The organism is Altererythrobacter sp. B11 (genome assembly GCF_003569745.1).
GTDB lineage: Bacteria > Pseudomonadota > Alphaproteobacteria > Sphingomonadales > Sphingomonadaceae > Croceibacterium_C.
Window position 1 is genome coordinate 900,680 of the sequence record NZ_AP018498.1, and the last position, 16,011, is coordinate 916,690.

Below are 16,011 nucleotides of genomic sequence, written 5' to 3' on the forward strand. Positions count from 1 at the left end.
ATCACGTGCCCCCATTGCCAAGCGGCCACCACCGAAACCATGCCGACCAACGCATGCTGGTTCTTTTATGAATGCCAGCATTGCCGGAAAAGACTGCAGCCATTGGCAGGAGACTGTTGTGTATTCTGCTCTTATGGCGATGCCCCATGCCCCCCGATTCAGGATGCGCGGGAAGATGGTGACGGTGCTACCTGCTGTCTACCGCAGTAGTGGTGGTTGCATCACGCAAGACACACACGAGATGTTTGTTCCAGGCATTAAGGGCATTGCGTTTTTCGTCTTTCCAATCGTGGCGCTGGTAAACTCCCGCCACGCCCGCACGTGAACCGCTTACATGGTTCAATACCGCCTCGGTAACCTCGAACCTTACACCTAAGCGCTGGAAATTCGTTGCGAGCGTCCGCCGCAAGTCATGAAGGCGCCAGGGAGGCAAAGGTTCGCCTTCGGCTTCCTCGATGGCGCTATCCAGCTTCATCTTGCCTTTATGGTAGCCGGTGAAGCCCGCTCCACTTGCAGTCGCAAACACTCTGCCCTTGCGCGGCCATTTCCCTCCACCTGCCAACCGATCGAGCTCGATCATGGCGAGTTCGTTCAATGGAATGGTGTTGAACTCTCTGTTTTTCGTGCGCCGGCCGGGCAGGGTCCATAGTCTTTCTGCTCTGTCGAGCTCCTGCCAGTGCATCCCGCAAACCTCTTCGCGGCGCTGTCCGGTCAAAATCAATAAGCGGACAATCGGCCCGAAACAGGGATGGCATTCGGGCGTGGCATGCCAGATCATGCGCAGCTCCTTGTCAGAAAGCCAGCGATCCCGCGGCCTTACCGGCGGCGGCGTCTCCATGCCCTCCATCGGACTGCGATCGAGATCGCCGCGACTGATAGCCCAGCGGAACAGACGGCGCATCACTGCAAATACGTTCCGGCGATTGGCGACCTGCTCTTCCGGCATCTGGTCGAGAACGGATACGATATCTGCCCTGGTGATCGAAGGCAGCGGCTTCTTGCGTAGAACCGGCTCAAGATGAAGCCTGACCACTCGTTCGACCAGACGTCTCCATCCCTCGCCTTGGCAGGAATGGGTGAAATGCCGCGCGTAATTGTCGAAGGCGAGATCGACGGCCTCACGGCGCCTCTGCTTTTCAGCCTCCACTGGATCGACGCCTTGGCCGACGAGCAGGAGAAGGCGTTCGGCTTCCGAGCGGGCGGTCGTAGGTGTCCACGGAGACCCATGTGCGCCGATCGTATAACGCCGTGCGATTGTCTCGCGCCCGCCCATCCTGAATTGAAGGACGTAAGAGATATTTCCTGAAGGCGTAATCTTGGCGCCAAAACCTTTGAGATCAGTGTCCCAAACGAATTGGCTCGAGCTGCTAGCCTCGAGCGCATCTATCGATTTTTTCGTGATTTTTCCTGTTGCCATCCGGAACCTCGTGTCCTTCTTCTGGCAATCACCGGGTAATCACGCAAGCGGAAAAAGGAGCGAAATGGAGGCAATTCTAGCGTAGGAGGATTCAGCTAAGTACATTGTTTTACAAGGATTTCGCACTTTAGCGTCGTCTAAATCTAAAGTACCAGACCTCGTGCCCCAGCTGGCGGGCCTTCGCCTCGTAGCGGGTTTCGCTCCACCCGCCGGGGCGGCGCTGCCAGCTGGCGGGGCCTTCCACCAGCCAGTCGAACTGGTGCGCGTGGCGGCGCATCACCATCAGCGCGTGGCGCAGATAGACGGGATGGTCCGTGCCGAAGCGGAACTCGCCGCCGGGCTTCAGCTTGGCGGCGATCATGTCCACCGGGCCGTCGTTCATCATGCGCCGCTTGGCATGGCGCGCCTTGGGCCAGGGATCAGGGTGGAGCAGATAGACGAAGCTCAGCGCGCCATCCGGCACCCGCGCCAGCGCCTGCAGCGCGTCGCCATGATGCAGGCGGATGTTGGCGAGGTGCTGCTCGCGAATGTGGACCAGCGCGGCCGCGACGCCGTTGAGGAACGGCTCCGCGCCGATGAAGGCGTGATTGGGCAGCATCTCTGCCCGTGCGGCCATGTGCTCCCCGCCACCGAAGCCGATCTCGAAATGAAGTGGGGCCTCCTCGCCGAACAGCCGCTCGGCCGTGACCGGCCCCTCTTCCGGCACTGCGATCTGCGGTAGCAACCGCTCCACCAGATCCTGCTGCCCCTTGCGCAGCGGGCGGCCCTGGCTGCGGCCATAAAGCCGGTTTAGGGTAGTGGGATCGCCTTCCTTGTAAGCACTCATGCGCGGCCGCTTAGCAGGAAATTGGCGCTCGCAAAGAGGAACGAAAAAAGCCCCGGGCGCGCGGCCCGGGGCTGATTTTACGTTCGGGTAGGCTTCGAGAGATCAGGCTGCTTCGGCTTCTTCGCCCGGATCGCGCAGCACATAGCCGCGGCCCCAGACGGTTTCGATGTAGTTTTCCCCGCCGCAGGCGCTCGAAAGCTTCTTGCGCAGCTTGCAGATGAACACATCGATGATCTTGAGTTCCGGCTCGTCCATCCCGCCATAGAGATGGTTGAGGAACATTTCCTTGGTCAGGGTGGTGCCCTTGCGGAGCGAAAGCAGCTCCAGCATCGCGTATTCCTTGCCGGTCAGGTGGACGCGGGCACCATCTACTTCGACCGTCTTGGCATCGAGATTGACCGCCAGCTTGCCGGTGCGGATGACGGACTGGCTATGCCCCTTGGACCGGCGCACGACCGCATGGATGCGCGCGATCAGCTCGTCACGATGGAAAGGCTTGGTCACATAGTCATCAGCGCCGAAGCCGAAGCTGCGGATCTTGCTGTCCATTTCCGAAATTCCGGACAGGATCAGAACCGGCGTTTGCACCTTTGCCACGCGCAGCTTCTTCAGCACGTCGTAGCCGTGCATGTCCGGCAGGTTCAGGTCCAGCAGGATGATGTCGTAATCATAGAGCTTGCCGAGATCGAGGCCCTCTTCGCCAAGATCCGTCGAATAGACGTTGAAGCCCTCTGTAGTCAGCATGAGCTCGATCGCCTTGGCGGTTGTCGGCTCGTCTTCGATCAGCAGAACGCGCATTCGAGTGCCCCTTAGGTATCTGCGGCGACCCTTACCGCCAAGAGGTGTTCACCTGAGTTAACCAAGCCATGTCTCAATGAAAAAGGTTAATTTCTCGTAAAGCTTCATGGCAGAAAGATCAGGTAGGGTAAAAACCGGGGAACGCGCTTATCCGTTCCGAAAGACTGGTCATGCGACACGGGCCAGCTTCTTCTGGCGCCGCCGCTGGACGGAAGAGCCGATCCCGATCGCCTCGCGATATTTCGCTACGGTGCGGCGGGCGAGGTCGAAACCGCGTTCCCGTAGCAGTTCCACCAGCTTGTCATCGGAAAGGATGTCCCTCGGGCTTTCCGCGTCCACGAGGGCCCGGATCTGTGCCTTCACCGCTTCGGCGGACACGGAGCCTTCGCCGTCCGAAGCGGCGACGCCGCTGGTAAAGAAATATTTGAGCTCGAACGTGCCGCGCTCGCAATGCAGATATTTGTTGGAGGTTACGCGGCTGACTGTGCTTTCATGCATGTCGATCGCTTCGGCCACGGCGCGCAGCGTCAACGGCTTCAGTTCCGCCACGCCGCGATGAAAGAAGCCATCCTGGCGTCTCACCACTTCGGCCGCCACTTTCAGGATCGTCTTCTGGCGCTGGTCCAGCGCCTTCAGCAGCCAGTTGGCATCGGCCAGCTTCTCCCCCAGCCAGCCCCGCGCGGCCTTGTCGGTGCAGCCACCGCGCAGCTCCAGATAGTAGCTGCGGTTGACCACCAGCCGGGGCAGGGTGGCTTGATTGAGCGCGATGTCCCAGCCGCCCTTGGCGCCGCGCGTCACAAGGATGTCGGGAACCACCGGGGCACGCTCCGCCCCGCCATAACGTAGCCCTGGCTTGGGGTCATAGCCACGCAGCTCCGCCAGCATGTCGGCCAGATCTTCATCATCCACGCTGCACAGGCGCCGCAACCGGGGGAAATCGCCGCGGGCGACCAGATCGAGGTTGTCGATCAGCCGAGCCATGCAGGGATCGTAACGATCGGCGTCGCGCGCCTGTAGCGCCAGGCATTCCGCCAGCGAGCGCGCACCCACGCCCGTGGGATCGAGCGACTGGATCAGCCGCAACGCCGCCTCCGCCTCATCCTGCGAGACGCCGAGATTATGCGCCACTTCGCGGAGAGGAGTGGTGAGATAACCCGCCTCGTCGATATGGCCAACCAGGTGCCCCGCAATGAAGGCGCACCGCGGATCACGCGTGGCGGCGCCGATCTGCGCTTCAAGGTGTTCGGCCAGCGTCGGCTCCTCACCGCCACGTTCTTCGATCCCCGGCAGATCCTCTGCTACGGCCTGCCCGCGCTGGGCAGACCAGTCCCCGGTGTCGCGATCCCGATCCAGAGCCGTGGCGTCGATATCGAGGGGTGCATCCGCTTCGCCCTCGCCGCGCAGCATCAACTCATCGGAGGTGGGATCTTCCGCCGCACGCTCGGCCGGTGCCTCTTCCCCCTGCTCGCGCGAGAGATCCCCGGCGTCGAGCAGCGGATTGGTGTCGAGCGCATCGGCGATGAAGGTTTCGATTTCGAGGTTGGACAGCGCCAGCAGCTTGATCGCCTGCTGCAGCTGCGGCGTCATTACCAGCGACTGCGACTGGCGCAGATCCAGCCTGGGGCCAAGCGCCATCGGTCAAACGCCCCCCGCGCCCACCATCACAATGTAAAGCTCTCGCCCAGATAGAGCCGCCGCACATTCTCGTCCGCCACAAGCTCGGCCGGGCTGCCCGCGAACAGCACCTGGCCGCCATAGATGATGCAGGCACGATCCACGATATCGAGCGTTTCCCGCACGTTATGGTCCGTGATCAGCACACCGATGCCGCGGCTCTTCAGCTGGATCACCAGATCGCGAATGTCGCTGATGGACAGCGGATCGATGCCGGCAAAGGGCTCGTCCAGCAGCATGATCGAAGGCTTGGCAGCCAGCGCGCGGGCGATCTCGCAGCGCCGGCGCTCACCGCCGGAAAGGGCCATGGCCGGGCTGGCACGCAGGCGGGTGATATGGAATTCTTCCAGCAGCCGCTCCAGCTCCTGCTGGCGCACGTCCTTGTCGGGTTCCACCATTTCCAGCACGGCGGAAATGTTCTGTTCCACCGTCAGGCCGCGAAAGATGCTCGTTTCCTGGGGCAGATAGCCAAGGCCCAGGATGGCGCGGCGATACATGGGCAGCTTGGTGACATCGACGCCGTCCATCAGGATGCGCCCGCTGTCCGGGCGCACCAGCCCCATGATGGAATAGAAGCAGGTGGTCTTGCCGGCCCCATTGGGGCCAAGCAGGCCGAGCACCTCCCCCTTGCCGACGGTCAGCGAAATGTCGGTAAGCACCGCTCGCTTATCGTAGCTCTTCGCGATCGACACCACTTCCAGCCCGCCCTGCGGAATCGGGGGGGCCGCATTGGAAGGCAATTCCGCCATGGCGCCGGCCAGCGCCTCCCGGTCGATCAGCGGATCTTCAAATGTGCTCATGGGCGCGAATCTAGCAAGTCTGGCGCTGCTTTGAAGCCCGGCTGGCAAGATTAGTGCATGCCGTGGCAAATTGGCCGCGCGGAGCCAATGGCGCACCGGGCTTGCAAGACGCCCTTGCAAATGAAATAGTCCGAGTCAGGAGTAGAGAAAAGGAGAAGGGCGCTTGGATGATACCATGCAGCAAACCGCTCCGGTAAAGCCGCGGAGAGGGCGCACCATCGATTGGCGGCGCAGGATGAGCGACAACGTCGCCTATGCGCTGCTGACCTATACCGGCCTGCAGATATTCGTGACCATGCACGCGATCAGACATGGCAGCGGATCGATACTTCCCTATTTCGCGCTGGTCGTTCTGGTGGCCGCCATCATCCCGGCATGCCGCCTGTTTGAGCGCCGGTGGGACTCGATCGGCGACCTCGCCGCCGGTGATCCGGAACTTGCCGGGGCCTTCCGCCGGGACCGGATCATGCTCTGGGCCTGTGCCATCGGCCTGCCCTTCCTGCTCACGGGAATTTTCAAGGCGCTTGCGGCGCTGATCTGATCGTTTCGCGTACCCGCCCTTTCACCGCCGCTGCTGCGCTGCTTTTTGCATGGCTGGCGGTGCCCGCCGCGGCCATGCTCCCGGCCGCTCCGGCACCCGAACCCGCGGTGGAGGCCACTGCTGCGCCTGCCATTGAGGCGGATCTCGCTGATGGACAGGATGACCGGATCCGCGAACGGATCAACGGCATCTTCACCGAAGTGCCAAGCCTCGCCCATGTCACCGCCTCCGTCCAGCAGGGCGTCGTCACGCTTGGCGGAACGGTGGCCGATTCGCAGGCCCGGCAGCGGGCGGAGGCGATCGCATCGCGCGTGCAGGGCGTCGTCACCGTGGAGAACGGCATAGAGCGGGATGTGTCCGTTGACGGCGGGCTTGGGCTGCAGGCGGTGGCGGCGAAATTCCAAGGCTTCCTGAAGCTTTTGCCGCTGCTGGGTGCGGCGGTTGCCGTAGCACTGCTGATCGCGGCGATTGGCTATGTGCTGGCGGGTCTTGGCGCGCTGTGGCGCCGGGCGACTCCCAATGCCTTCCTTGCCGAGCTGATTGCCAGCGCCATTCGCTTCGTCTTTGTCGTGGGCGGGGTTGTGATCGCGCTCGACATGATCGGTGCCAGCGCGCTGCTGGGCGCCGTGCTCGGCGGGGCGGGGGTGGTGGGCATCGCACTTGGTTTCGCAATGCGGGACACGATCGAGAACTACGTCGCCTCGCTCATGCTAAGCCTGCGCCAGCCCTTCCGCCCCAATGATCACGTGGTGATCGACGGACAGGAGGGGCGGGTGATACGCCTCACAAGTCGCGCAACGATCCTGATGACGCTGGACGGCAACCACCTGCGCGTGCCCAATTCGCAGGTCTTCAAGGCGGTTATCCTCAACTACACCCGCAATCCGCAGCGGCGCTTCGATTTTGAATTGGGGATCGACGCGGATGACGATCCCACCGCCGCGCGCCATCTGGGCATAGAGGTGCTGAAGGGGCTGGACTTCGTGCTGGCCCAGCCGGATCCGCAAGCGCTGGTGGTGGATGTGGGCGATTCCAACATCGTCATCAGCTTCCTCGCCTGGATCGACCAGCGGGAAACCGATTGGGCAAAGGCGCGCAGCCGCGCCATTCCCGCCGTCAAGCAGGCGCTGGAGCAGGCGGGCTTCGCCCTGCCGGAGCCGATCTATCGCCTGCGCTTCGATAATCCCCCGGCCGGTCTCAATCCCGCGGGCGGCTCACCGGCACCGGCTCAGCCCGCGCGGGAGCGACCGCCTGCTGCGGTGCGCGAGACGCTGGCCGACACCTCGCCCGAAAGCGAGATCGCGCGGATGGTGGAGGAGGAAAGGGCCACCACCGGGGAGAAGGATCTGCTCGATCCCACTCGCCCGGTGGAATAGCGGGCGCGCGAGCCGCCCGGCTCGCGCGGCAGACCTCAAGCCTTGTTGAGCTTGTCCGCCTCGTAACGCTCGATAGCTTCGCGGACGACCACATGCGCTTCGGCCGTGCTGCCCCAGGTGCCGAGGCGCACCCACTTTTCGGCTTCCAGATCCTTGTAGTGGGTGAAGAAGTGTTCGATCTGCTTGAACACGATCTGCGGCAGGTCGTCCTTTTCCTTCACATCGGTGTAGTAGGGGAAGGTCGAATCCACCGGCACGCACACCAGCTTCTCGTCGCCGCCATGTTCGTCCTCGAGATTGAGCACGGCGATGGGGCGCGCGCGCACGACCGAGCCCGGGATGAAGGGCGAACGGGCGACGACCAACGCATCCAGCGGATCGCCATCGGGCGACAGCGTATGTGGCACGAAGCCGTAATTGGCGGGATAGCGCATCGGCGTGTGCAGGATGCGGTCCACGAACAGGGCGCCCGACGCCTTGTCGAATTCATATTTCACCGGTTCACCACCGGTCGGAACCTCGATGATGACATTGAGACTTTCAGGCGGATTGTCGCCGACGGGGATCATTTCAATGCGCATATTATCTCCGGTTAATGCTGCGATTACTGCGGCATCCGTGGGGTCTCCCGGCGCGGGCGGTTACCCCAGCCGGCCCGCTTTGGCGAGCCCGATTTGCCGAATCGTCGCCGTCGCGCCATTCTCGGACATACCCTCAATAGGCACTCCGCCGGTCGGCGTCGCCGACCGGGGTTGCTGTGGATACTATGCCATGGAGGCGGCGGAATAGCCCGCCGCCCCGACTATTTGCCTGTGCGGGGCACGAGCAGCCGGTCGAGCGGCTGTTCGCCCTTGGCGCCGGGCTCGAGCCAGGGGTAGCGTAAGCCCCCGTGGTAATCGACCGGCACGGTAAGGAACCGGTCGCCCCGCTTCACCAGCAGTTCGATCGGCGCGGTGCCCGTCTTGGCATCCGTCACCGCCTTGGTAATCGCGTCCTTGCTGTATTCCGTGCCGTTCACCGCCAGGATGCGCGTGCCGTCGATGACGCCCGCATCGAAGGCGGGGCTGTCCCACATGGTGGAGGTCACCGTACCATCCGCAGAGAGATTGATCCCCAGCGAGTAGGTGAGGTTGACGTAATTGTTCGCGTTGATCCGCCCCGCCTCATAGGGGTTCGGCTCCTCCTTCCACACCAGCTGATAGCCGGCCATCTGGATGCCCTTTACGGGTGCGGGTTGCCCGGGCTTCTGCAGCCGCGTGTTGAGGAAGGTCGCCCAGTCATAGGAATAGACCTGGTCGAGCGCGGCCACGATATCGCCGAACTCATAGGTCAACTGGCCCCAGTCGCCATCCTTCATGCCGAAGAAAACCTTGGCGAAATCGTCGAGCCCCTTCTTGCCCCTGGTTCCCTGTCGGATGATCTGGTCGGCCTCCAGCCACACCAGCATGCCCTCGCTGTAATAATCCTCGCTGCGGCTCAGCGAGGAGAAGGGCAGCGGACGGCGCGAATTGATGATCGGGTCATGCGTGGTGTCCTCCACCGATCGCCACACCCGTCCGGGCTGTTCGGAATAATAGCCCGCGGAATTGGCCAGCGATCCCAGCACCACATCCTTGGGCTGCAGGCCCGACCGGGCAGCGAGGATCCAGCCCCAGAACTGGGTTTGTCCTTCGTACATCCACAGCAAGTTATCCTGCATCGGCTGGCGATAGTCCGGCGTCCAGAGCTTTGCCGGGCGGCGGTACTTGCCGTTCCAGCTATGGACCAGTTCGTGGCTGGTGACGTTGCGATCATGCGCCATCGTGTCCCAATCGACAAAATCGTTGGGCTGATACTGGTTCTCGCTCGATCGCTGGTGCTCCAGCCCGATGCCGCCCATCCGGTCCGTCAGCGCCAGCAGCCAGTTGTAATGGTCATAATGGCGCGCGCCGAACAGGGCGATGGCCTCATCCGTCAGCTTGTTGAAGGTGGCGAGATGTTCGGGCGCGATCTTCAGTTGCTCGGCCTTATCCGCCACCACATCCAGCGTGATTCCGTTCCCAACATCCCAGCTCTTCGCGAACTTGCCCGCGAACACGGGGGAGTCGACCAGCGTTTCATAATTCACCGTGTCCCAAGTGACCGTGTTGCCGCTCGCGTTCTGCCCGTCGAGCGCGGTGAACACCGTCCAGTCCTGAGGGAAGGTGACGGTGGGCTTCACCGGGATCTGCCGCACGTAATAGCCGGCGGGATAAAGGCTCATCTTCTCCCACTGCAGGTTCAGCATCTCCTGCGTCATGGTGATCCGCCCTTCGCTCGGTTCGACGGGGGAGGTGTGGAGGAAGCGCGCCGTCACCGCAGTGGTGCCGGCCGGCAGCTTGATATGGAAGGCGTAGACCTCCAGCGGATCGCGGGTCCACTCCAGTTCCTGCCCGTTGGCTTCGAAATGAACGTCGGCCAGCAGGTTGATCGGGCCCCGCGGGGCGTGATTGCCCGGCAGCCACTCTGGCAGTTGCAGGATCAGGCTGGTGGCACCCTGCGGCACCGGCACCGTTTCCGTCACGCGATAGACGCGGCGGTCCAGATCGGTCGCATCGATATTGAGGCCGATCGTGCCGGGATAGGGAATATCCTGCGCAGCGGGCACCGCCACCACGATCGGAACCGCTTCCGGCATGCTTTTGGGCACCGCGGCGAAGACCGGGCCTGTGCTGGCGAGGAAAAGGGCGGAAAAGAGCGGGGCAACCGCGCGTGCTGTGGTCATGGGGCAGGATACATGCCGCCTCGCGCCTTCGGCCGCAATACATGTATCCTGCGAAACCACCCGCCTCCATCGGCCACCTTTGCGAATGGGCACAATCGGGCTAAGCGCGCGGCACTTATGAGCAGGATCGAAACCCCCCGCCCCATTCGCGGCACGCAGGACATTTTCGGCGCGGAAGCCGAAGCCTTCGCCTTCGTGGTCGAAACCTTCGAGCGCGTGCGCAAGCTCTACCGCTTCCGCCGCGTGGAGATGCCGGTGTTCGAACGGACCGAGGTATTCTCCCGCTCGCTGGGCGAGACGACCGATGTCGTTTCGAAGGAGATGTATTCCTTCGAAGACCGCGGCGGCGAATCGCTGACCCTGCGGCCCGAGTTCACCGCCGGCATCGCGCGCGCCTATCTGACCGACGGGTGGCAGCAATATGCGCCGCTCAAGGTGGCGACCCATGGGCCGCTGTTCCGCTATGAACGACCGCAGAAGGGCCGCTATCGCCAGTTCCACCAGATCGACGCCGAGATCATCGGTGCGGGCGAGCCGCAGGCTGATGTCGAACTGCTGGCAATGGCAGACCAGCTGCTGAAGGAACTGGGCATTGCCGAGGGCGTGACGCTGCAGCTCAATACGCTGGGCGATGCCGAGAGCCGGGAGGCGTGGCGCGGTGCGCTGGTGGAGTATTTCCGCGCCCACGCCGCGGAGCTTTCGGAAGACAGTCAGGAGCGGCTGGAAAAGAACCCGCTGCGCATCCTCGATTCCAAGGATCCCCAGGACAAGGCGTTCGTGGCCGATGCGCCGCGGATCGACGATTTCCTGACCGGTGAGGCGCAGGATTTCTTCGGCGCGGTCACCTCCGGGCTTGATGCCGCCGACGTGGCTTGGACGCGCAACCGCGCGCTGGTGCGCGGGCTCGACTATTATCGCCACACAGCCTTCGAATTCGTCACCGATCGGCTGGGCGCACAGGGCACTGTGCTGGGCGGTGGGCGCTACGACGGACTGATGGAGAGCCTGGGCGGCGCGGCTACCCCGGCCGTCGGCTGGGCCGCCGGGATCGAGCGGCTGGCGATGCTGGTCGGGGAGCGGGCAGAGGTTCCGCTGGAGATCGTCATCGCGGTCGAGGATGATGGCGCGCGCGACTTCGCCATCCGGAAGCTGGCGGAGCTGCGACGGGCGGGAGTGACGGCCGAGGTAATTGCCAGCGGCTCTCCGAAGAAGCGCTTCGACAAGGCGGGTAAGACCGGCGCGCTGCGCATTGCCTCGCTTCGACTGCAGGATGGAGAGCCTGCGGTCCACATTCGCGGTGAGAGCAGCGACGAAGATCGTGACAGTCTCATCCATGCCACGCTGGCGCCATGAAGATCCCCGAAGAACGCCTTTCCCAGATCACCCATCGCTTCGCGGAACTGGAGGCGCGGCTTGCCTCCGGCACGCTGGAGGGCGAGGATTTCGTCGCCGCGAGCCGGGACTATGCCGAACTGGAGCCGGTGGCAAAGGCCGCGGCCGAGGTGCGCGAGATGCGCGGCGAGATCGCCGAGCTGTGCGCACTGACCCAGGATCCCGAGATGCAGGCCATCGCCGAGGAAGAGCTGGGCGAACTGCGTGCCAAGCTGCCGGATGCCGAGCACCGGCTGGCCATCGCGCTGCTGCCGAAAGATGCGGCCGACGATCGCCCCGCGATGCTTGAAATCCGCGCCGGCACGGGCGGCGATGAAGCGGCCCTTTTCGCCGGCGATCTGTTCCGTATGTATGAACGCTATGCTGCGGAGCGGGGCTGGCGCGTGGAGCCGGTGAGCATGAATGCTTCGGATGCCGGCGGTTTCAAGGAGATCGTCGCCAACATCTCCGGCAGCGGTGTGTTCGCCAAGCTGAAGTTCGAAAGCGGGGTTCACCGCGTACAGCGGGTGCCCGTCACCGAAAGCGGTGGGCGTATCCATACTTCCGCCGCCACCGTTGCCGTCCTGCCCGAGCCGACCGAGGTGGATGTGCAGATCGATGACAAGGATCTGAAGATCGACATCTACCGCGCTTCCGGCGCGGGGGGGCAGCACGTCAACACCACGGACAGCGCGGTGCGTATCACCCACTTGCCCACCGGCCTTGTGGTCATCCAGCAGGACGAGCGCAGCCAGCACAAGAACCGTGCAAAGGCCATGCAAGTGCTGCGCGCGCGGCTCTATGAGAAGATGCGCGAGGAGGCGCACGGCGTAGAGGCGGAAGCGCGCAAGGCCATGGTCGGCAGCGGGGACCGGTCTGAGCGCATCCGCACGTACAATTTCCCGCAAGGCCGGGTGACGGATCACCGGATCGGCCTGACGCTGCACAAGCTGGCCGAGGTGCTGGAAGGGCCGGGACTGGGCGAGCTCATCGATGCGCTGACGGCAGAAGACCAGGCCAAGCGCCTCGCTGCGCTGGGCGAATGAGCAGCCCTTGCCATCCGAGGTGAACGTTGCCGAAGCCTTGCGCGAGGCTGCGCAGCGGCTGGCCACCAGCTCGGATACGGCGCGGCTCGATGCGGAGCTGCTGATGGCCGAGGCGCTCGGTGTCTCGCGCTCCGACCTGTTGTTGCGCCACATGAGCTCCGCAGCGCCTGCCGCCTTTGGCGCGCTGGTTGCGCGGCGCGCGCGGCACGAGCCGGTGGCGTATATCCTCGGCCGGCAGGAATTCTATGGGCGCAGCTTCGCCGTCGGCCCCGGCGTGCTGATCCCGCGCGGCGACAGCGAGACGATCGTGGAAGCGGCACTGGCGCTCTCGCCCGCGCCGCGGCGGGTGCTCGATTGCGGCGTGGGCTCGGGCGCCCTGCTGCTGACCGTGCTGGCGGAGCGGCCCTCGGCCGAAGGCGTGGGCATTGATCGGTCGCCGGACGCCTTGCAGATCGCCGCGGCCAATGCCGCCGCCTTGCTGCCGGGCGCCTCTGTGGAAATGCTCAGGCGCGACTGGCACGATCCTGACTGGGCCGTCGGGCTCGGCCGGTTCGATCTGATCCTCGCCAACCCCCCCTATGTGGAGGAGGATGCTGAACTGGATCCTGACGTGCGCGGCTGGGAGCCGCGCGGCGCGCTGTTCGCCGGCGCCGACGGCCTGGACGACTATCGTGTGCTGATCCCGCAGCTGCCGGCGTTGCTGGCGGAGGGCGGGGCGGCTGTGCTGGAGATCGGGGCTGTTCAGGCAGAGGCGGTGGGCGCCCTCGCCGCCGCCGCGGGCTTCGACCACACTCTGCGGCACGACCTTGCAGGAAGGCCCCGTGCGATCCTTCTGAGATTAACTCTTGGCAAATAGTTCGCGAGTAGCTACCTCAGGGTTGGGCGAGCGGTGAAGCGGCATAGCCGGCACCGCGCCATACTCCATCATTTGCCTCGTTGAACGGCGTGGGACGTGTGCCGTTCATGCAGATGGGGAACCACGCAGCGCCGTTGGGCGACGTGGCGGGGGTCATGCGGCTGGCGTTAGCCGGTCACAATTGAGGAAAGCGTATTTCCCTTGAACAATAATCGCAGCAATAATCGTCGGCGCGGCCGTGGCAATAATCGCGGCTCGGGCGGCGGACATCAGGCTAACCGGATTGACAGCCGGGCGCGCGGCAATGCGCCCCAGCTGCTCGAAAAGTACAAGAAGCTGGCGCATGACGCCTCGCTCAACGGCGACCGGGTGCAGACCGAATACTATTTGCAGTTTGCCGATCACTATTTTCGCGTGATCGCTGACAGCAAAGCCCAGAAGGACGACGGACGCGGACGCCGTGATGCCGAGCGTGATCAGTCCATCGATGGCGAGGACGATTACGAGGACGAGGACCGGCAGGATACGCGCAGCCAGCAGGATTCGCGCGGCAGCCGTCGCTCTCGTGACGAGGACAATGCGCCCGAAGAAGGGCATCGCGGCAGCGAAGGCGATAATGATGGCGAGGAGGACGAGAACGTCTTCGCGCGCGAAACTCGTCCCCGCAGCCAGCGGCCGGCGCGGCGCCGCGGCAAGCCTGCGGCCGAAAGTTCCGGCGATGGCGAGCAAGGCGAATTCGACGCCAGCATCCTCCCACCCTCCATTCCCCGCGACGAGCGCGAGGGGCAGGACGACGAGGAAAAGCCGGCTGCCAAGCCCAAGGCAACCCGTCGGCGCACCCGCAAGAAGGCGGACGAAAGCGGGGATGACGAGACGCTCGAAGCGGTCAACTGACCGCCTGAGCTTGTTTCCACAGAACGGGCGAGCCACGGATACCCCATGTCGCGCGTCGTTCAGACCTGGCAATTCCTAAGCCGTTATCCGCGGCTTGTCTCCTGCGCTCTCGGGGTCGTTGCCGCCACGGGATTCCAGCCCCTCGGGCTCTGGCCGCTCGCGCTGGCGGCCATGGCGGTCTTTGCCGCGCTTCTCGCGCAGGCCCAAGGTCCAGGCCGGGCGGCTTTGCTCGGCTGGTTGTTCGGCATGGGCTATTTCACTCTCGGCAACAGCTGGATCGCGACTGCCTTCACCTATCAGGCGCAAATGCCGGCCATCCTCGGATGGTTCGCCGTTCCGCTGCTCTCGATCTACCTGGCTCTCCATCCGGCGGGTGCCGCCCTCGGCGCATGGGCGCTGGCGCTAACCGGGAAGGATCGCCCCAGGGTGGTCGGCTGGCCCTTTGCTCTCGCTCTCGGCGGCTTCTGGACGCTCTCTGAAGTCCTGCGCGCCACCGCCTTCACGGGCTATGCGTGGAACCCCTTCGCAATGATCTTGCTGGGTCCGTTCGATCGGCCCGGCATGGCCGCGCTGGCGCCGTGGTTCGGCACCTATGCGCTGTCAGGCGTCGCCGTGTTCCTTGCCGCCGCGTTGGCGGTGCTGGTGCGCGAACGCCGCCTCTTTCCGCTGGGCATCGTCTGCGCACTCATCGCCATCGGCATGTATCTGCCCGCCCGTCCGGCGCAGGAGGGCACGTTGCGCTTTACGTTGGTCCAGCCGGACCTGCGGCAGGACGTGCTGAACGATCCTGAGCATTACGAGGCGAACTTCCAGCGATTGGCGCGCCTGTCCCGTCCGCTGCAGCCTGGCCAGCCGCGGATTGTCCTATGGCCGGAGAGCGGCCTCGCCGATTACCTCCAGCCCGGGTACCCGCAGCGGTTCTACGATCGGATGACGGTTCTGGGCAGCCCCGAGTTCGCGCTTGCCCGGATTGCGCGCGTGATCGGGCCGGGAAGCTTGCTGATGACCGGAGCGGTCGACCTCGAGATCCAACAGGGTCGGGCGGTCGGCGCCTATAATTCAGTGACCGCAATCAATGATCGCGGCGAGATCGTCGGCAGTTACGCGAAGGCGCATCTGGTCCCCTATGGCGAATATCTGCCGGTCCGCGAGGTGCTTGAGCCGCTCGGCCTCAGCCGCCTTGTGCCGGGTGCGATCGACTTCCTTCCAGGGCCGGGGCCGCGAGGCTTCAATCTGGGGCCAGCGCATGGCCACCCGGGGCTGCAGATCTGCTATGAGATCATCTTCTCCGGCCAGGTTGTCGACCCGCATCATCGCCCCGATTATATCTTCAACCCGTCGAACGACGGCTGGTTCGGCGCTTTCGGCCCGCCCCAGCATCTCGCCCAGGCGCGAATGCGTGCGATCGAGGAAGGCCTGCCGATCCTGCGGTCCACGACCACCGGCATCAGCGCGGTGATCGATGCGCGCGGCGTGGTGCGCGATCATCTCGCCAGCCATGTCGCGGGCCGGATGGACGGGTTTGTTCCCCCCGCCGCGCCGGCAACTCTGTTCGCCCGGCTGGGCAATATACTCGCGCTGTGCTGGGCAGTGTTTTTCGTTCTCCTGGCCGGCGTTGCCTTGCGCAGGCGGCGCGTATAGGAGGCGTGATCCTTGGGCGGATGGTCGC

15 protein-coding genes are annotated in these 16,011 nt (G+C 64.2%); 8 read left to right on the forward strand and 7 right to left on the reverse strand.

Annotated elements, in window-relative coordinates:
- Nucleotides 1-39 precede the first annotated feature (39 nt).
- Entirely contained in the window at nucleotides 40-210 is a 171-nt protein-coding gene (locus tag AEB_RS18515) for a GDCCVxC domain-containing (seleno)protein (RefSeq protein ID WP_269461557.1), read from the forward strand.
- On the opposite strand, the gene AEB_RS04355 is transcribed toward AEB_RS18515, so the two are convergent.
- The 5 genes from AEB_RS04355 to lptB form a co-directional block, all read right to left on the reverse strand.
- Complete coding sequence (locus AEB_RS04355) at nucleotides 188-1,417, reverse strand: tyrosine-type recombinase/integrase (RefSeq protein ID WP_119082091.1); 1,230 nt, start codon at nucleotides 1,415-1,417, stop codon at nucleotides 188-190. The genes AEB_RS18515 and AEB_RS04355 overlap by 23 nt on opposite strands.
- A gap of 127 nt (nucleotides 1,418-1,544) precedes the next feature.
- Complete coding sequence (gene trmB / locus AEB_RS04360; protein ID WP_119082092.1) at nucleotides 1,545-2,243, reverse strand: tRNA (guanine(46)-N(7))-methyltransferase TrmB; 699 nt, start codon at nucleotides 2,241-2,243, stop codon at nucleotides 1,545-1,547.
- 102 nt (nucleotides 2,244-2,345) lie between these two features.
- The gene (gene ctrA, locus AEB_RS04365; RefSeq protein ID WP_119082093.1) at nucleotides 2,346-3,041 is read right to left on the reverse strand and encodes a response regulator transcription factor CtrA; all 696 of its coding nucleotides are present in this window, start codon (nucleotides 3,039-3,041) and stop codon (nucleotides 2,346-2,348) included.
- Between the two features lie 168 nt (nucleotides 3,042-3,209).
- Nucleotides 3,210-4,676: an RNA polymerase factor sigma-54 gene (gene rpoN, locus AEB_RS04370; RefSeq protein ID WP_119082094.1), complete on the reverse strand. Its 1,467-nt coding sequence runs from the start codon at nucleotides 4,674-4,676 to the stop codon at nucleotides 3,210-3,212.
- Between the two features lie 26 nt (nucleotides 4,677-4,702).
- A complete protein-coding gene (lptB, locus tag AEB_RS04375; protein WP_119084448.1) occupies nucleotides 4,703-5,464 on the reverse strand; it encodes an LPS export ABC transporter ATP-binding protein in 762 nt (253 codons plus the stop codon).
- A 286-nt stretch (nucleotides 5,465-5,750) separates the two neighbouring features.
- Between lptB and AEB_RS04380 the strand changes: the two genes are divergently transcribed.
- Nucleotides 5,751-6,056: a hypothetical protein gene (locus tag AEB_RS04380; RefSeq protein ID WP_331851754.1), complete on the forward strand. Its 306-nt coding sequence runs from the start codon at nucleotides 5,751-5,753 to the stop codon at nucleotides 6,054-6,056.
- A 74-nt stretch (nucleotides 6,057-6,130) separates the two neighbouring features.
- On the forward strand, nucleotides 6,131-7,432 hold the full coding sequence (locus tag AEB_RS04385) for a mechanosensitive ion channel family protein (protein ID WP_119082095.1): 1,302 nt from the start codon (nucleotides 6,131-6,133) through the stop codon (nucleotides 7,430-7,432).
- Nucleotides 7,433-7,467: 35 nt separating this feature from the next.
- Here the strand turns inward: AEB_RS04385 and ppa are convergent, their stop codons facing one another.
- Together ppa and AEB_RS04395 are read right to left on the reverse strand one after the other, a co-directional pair.
- Nucleotides 7,468-8,013 carry an inorganic diphosphatase gene (gene ppa / locus AEB_RS04390; protein WP_119082096.1) on the reverse strand — a complete coding sequence of 182 codons (546 nt, stop codon included), beginning with the start codon at nucleotides 8,011-8,013 and terminating at the stop codon, nucleotides 7,468-7,470.
- Nucleotides 8,014-8,234: 221 nt separating this feature from the next.
- Nucleotides 8,235-10,175: a M61 family metallopeptidase gene (locus AEB_RS04395; RefSeq protein ID WP_119082097.1), complete on the reverse strand. Its 1,941-nt coding sequence runs from the start codon at nucleotides 10,173-10,175 to the stop codon at nucleotides 8,235-8,237.
- 117 nt (nucleotides 10,176-10,292) lie between these two features.
- Here AEB_RS04395 and hisS point away from each other — a divergent pair, with 117 nt between their 5' ends.
- From hisS to lnt, 5 genes are all read left to right on the forward strand, one after another.
- Nucleotides 10,293-11,528 (forward strand): histidine--tRNA ligase, encoded by a 1,236-nt coding sequence (gene hisS, locus AEB_RS04400; protein ID WP_119082098.1) that lies wholly within the window; start codon nucleotides 10,293-10,295, stop codon nucleotides 11,526-11,528.
- Nucleotides 11,525-12,592 (forward strand): peptide chain release factor 1, encoded by a 1,068-nt coding sequence (gene prfA / locus AEB_RS04405; RefSeq protein ID WP_119082099.1) that lies wholly within the window; start codon nucleotides 11,525-11,527, stop codon nucleotides 12,590-12,592. The genes hisS and prfA overlap by 4 nt, the downstream gene beginning before the upstream one ends.
- A 7-nt stretch (nucleotides 12,593-12,599) precedes the next feature.
- Nucleotides 12,600-13,448, forward strand: a complete 849-nt coding sequence (gene prmC, locus AEB_RS04410; RefSeq protein WP_119082100.1) for a peptide chain release factor N(5)-glutamine methyltransferase — start codon at nucleotides 12,600-12,602, stop codon at nucleotides 13,446-13,448.
- A gap of 201 nt (nucleotides 13,449-13,649) precedes the next feature.
- A complete protein-coding gene (locus AEB_RS04415; protein ID WP_119082101.1) occupies nucleotides 13,650-14,342 on the forward strand; it encodes a DUF4167 domain-containing protein in 693 nt (230 codons plus the stop codon).
- A 45-nt stretch (nucleotides 14,343-14,387) separates the two neighbouring features.
- Entirely contained in the window at nucleotides 14,388-15,983 is a 1,596-nt protein-coding gene (gene lnt / locus AEB_RS04420; protein WP_119082102.1) for an apolipoprotein N-acyltransferase, read from the forward strand.
- Nucleotides 15,984-16,011 lie beyond the last annotated feature (28 nt).

What these genes read in the sequence shown, in the direction of transcription:
- lnt (WP_119082102.1), top strand. Translation starts at nt 14,388, where the DNA reads ATGTCGCGCGTCGTTCAGACCTGGCAATTCCTAAGCCGTTATCCGCGG.
- AEB_RS04355 (WP_119082091.1), bottom strand. Translation starts at nt 1,417, where the DNA reads ATGGCAACAGGAAAAATCACGAAAAAATCGATAGATGCGCTCGAGGCT.
- ctrA (WP_119082093.1), bottom strand. Translation starts at nt 3,041, where the DNA reads ATGCGCGTTCTGCTGATCGAAGACGAGCCGACAACCGCCAAGGCGATC.
- trmB (WP_119082092.1), bottom strand. Translation starts at nt 2,243, where the DNA reads ATGAGTGCTTACAAGGAAGGCGATCCCACTACCCTAAACCGGCTTTAT.
- rpoN (WP_119082094.1), bottom strand. Translation starts at nt 4,676, where the DNA reads ATGGCGCTTGGCCCCAGGCTGGATCTGCGCCAGTCGCAGTCGCTGGTA.
- AEB_RS04395 (WP_119082097.1), bottom strand. Translation starts at nt 10,175, where the DNA reads ATGACCACAGCACGCGCGGTTGCCCCGCTCTTTTCCGCCCTTTTCCTC.
- AEB_RS04385 (WP_119082095.1), top strand. Translation starts at nt 6,131, where the DNA reads ATGCTCCCGGCCGCTCCGGCACCCGAACCCGCGGTGGAGGCCACTGCT.
- prfA (WP_119082099.1), top strand. Translation starts at nt 11,525, where the DNA reads ATGAAGATCCCCGAAGAACGCCTTTCCCAGATCACCCATCGCTTCGCG.
- ppa (WP_119082096.1), bottom strand. Translation starts at nt 8,013, where the DNA reads ATGCGCATTGAAATGATCCCCGTCGGCGACAATCCGCCTGAAAGTCTC.
- lptB (WP_119084448.1), bottom strand. Translation starts at nt 5,464, where the DNA reads ATGGCGGAATTGCCTTCCAATGCGGCCCCCCCGATTCCGCAGGGCGGG.
- AEB_RS04380 (WP_331851754.1), top strand. Translation starts at nt 5,751, where the DNA reads ATGAGCGACAACGTCGCCTATGCGCTGCTGACCTATACCGGCCTGCAG.
- hisS (WP_119082098.1), top strand. Translation starts at nt 10,293, where the DNA reads ATGAGCAGGATCGAAACCCCCCGCCCCATTCGCGGCACGCAGGACATT.
- AEB_RS18515 (WP_269461557.1), top strand. Translation starts at nt 40, where the DNA reads ATGCCGACCAACGCATGCTGGTTCTTTTATGAATGCCAGCATTGCCGG.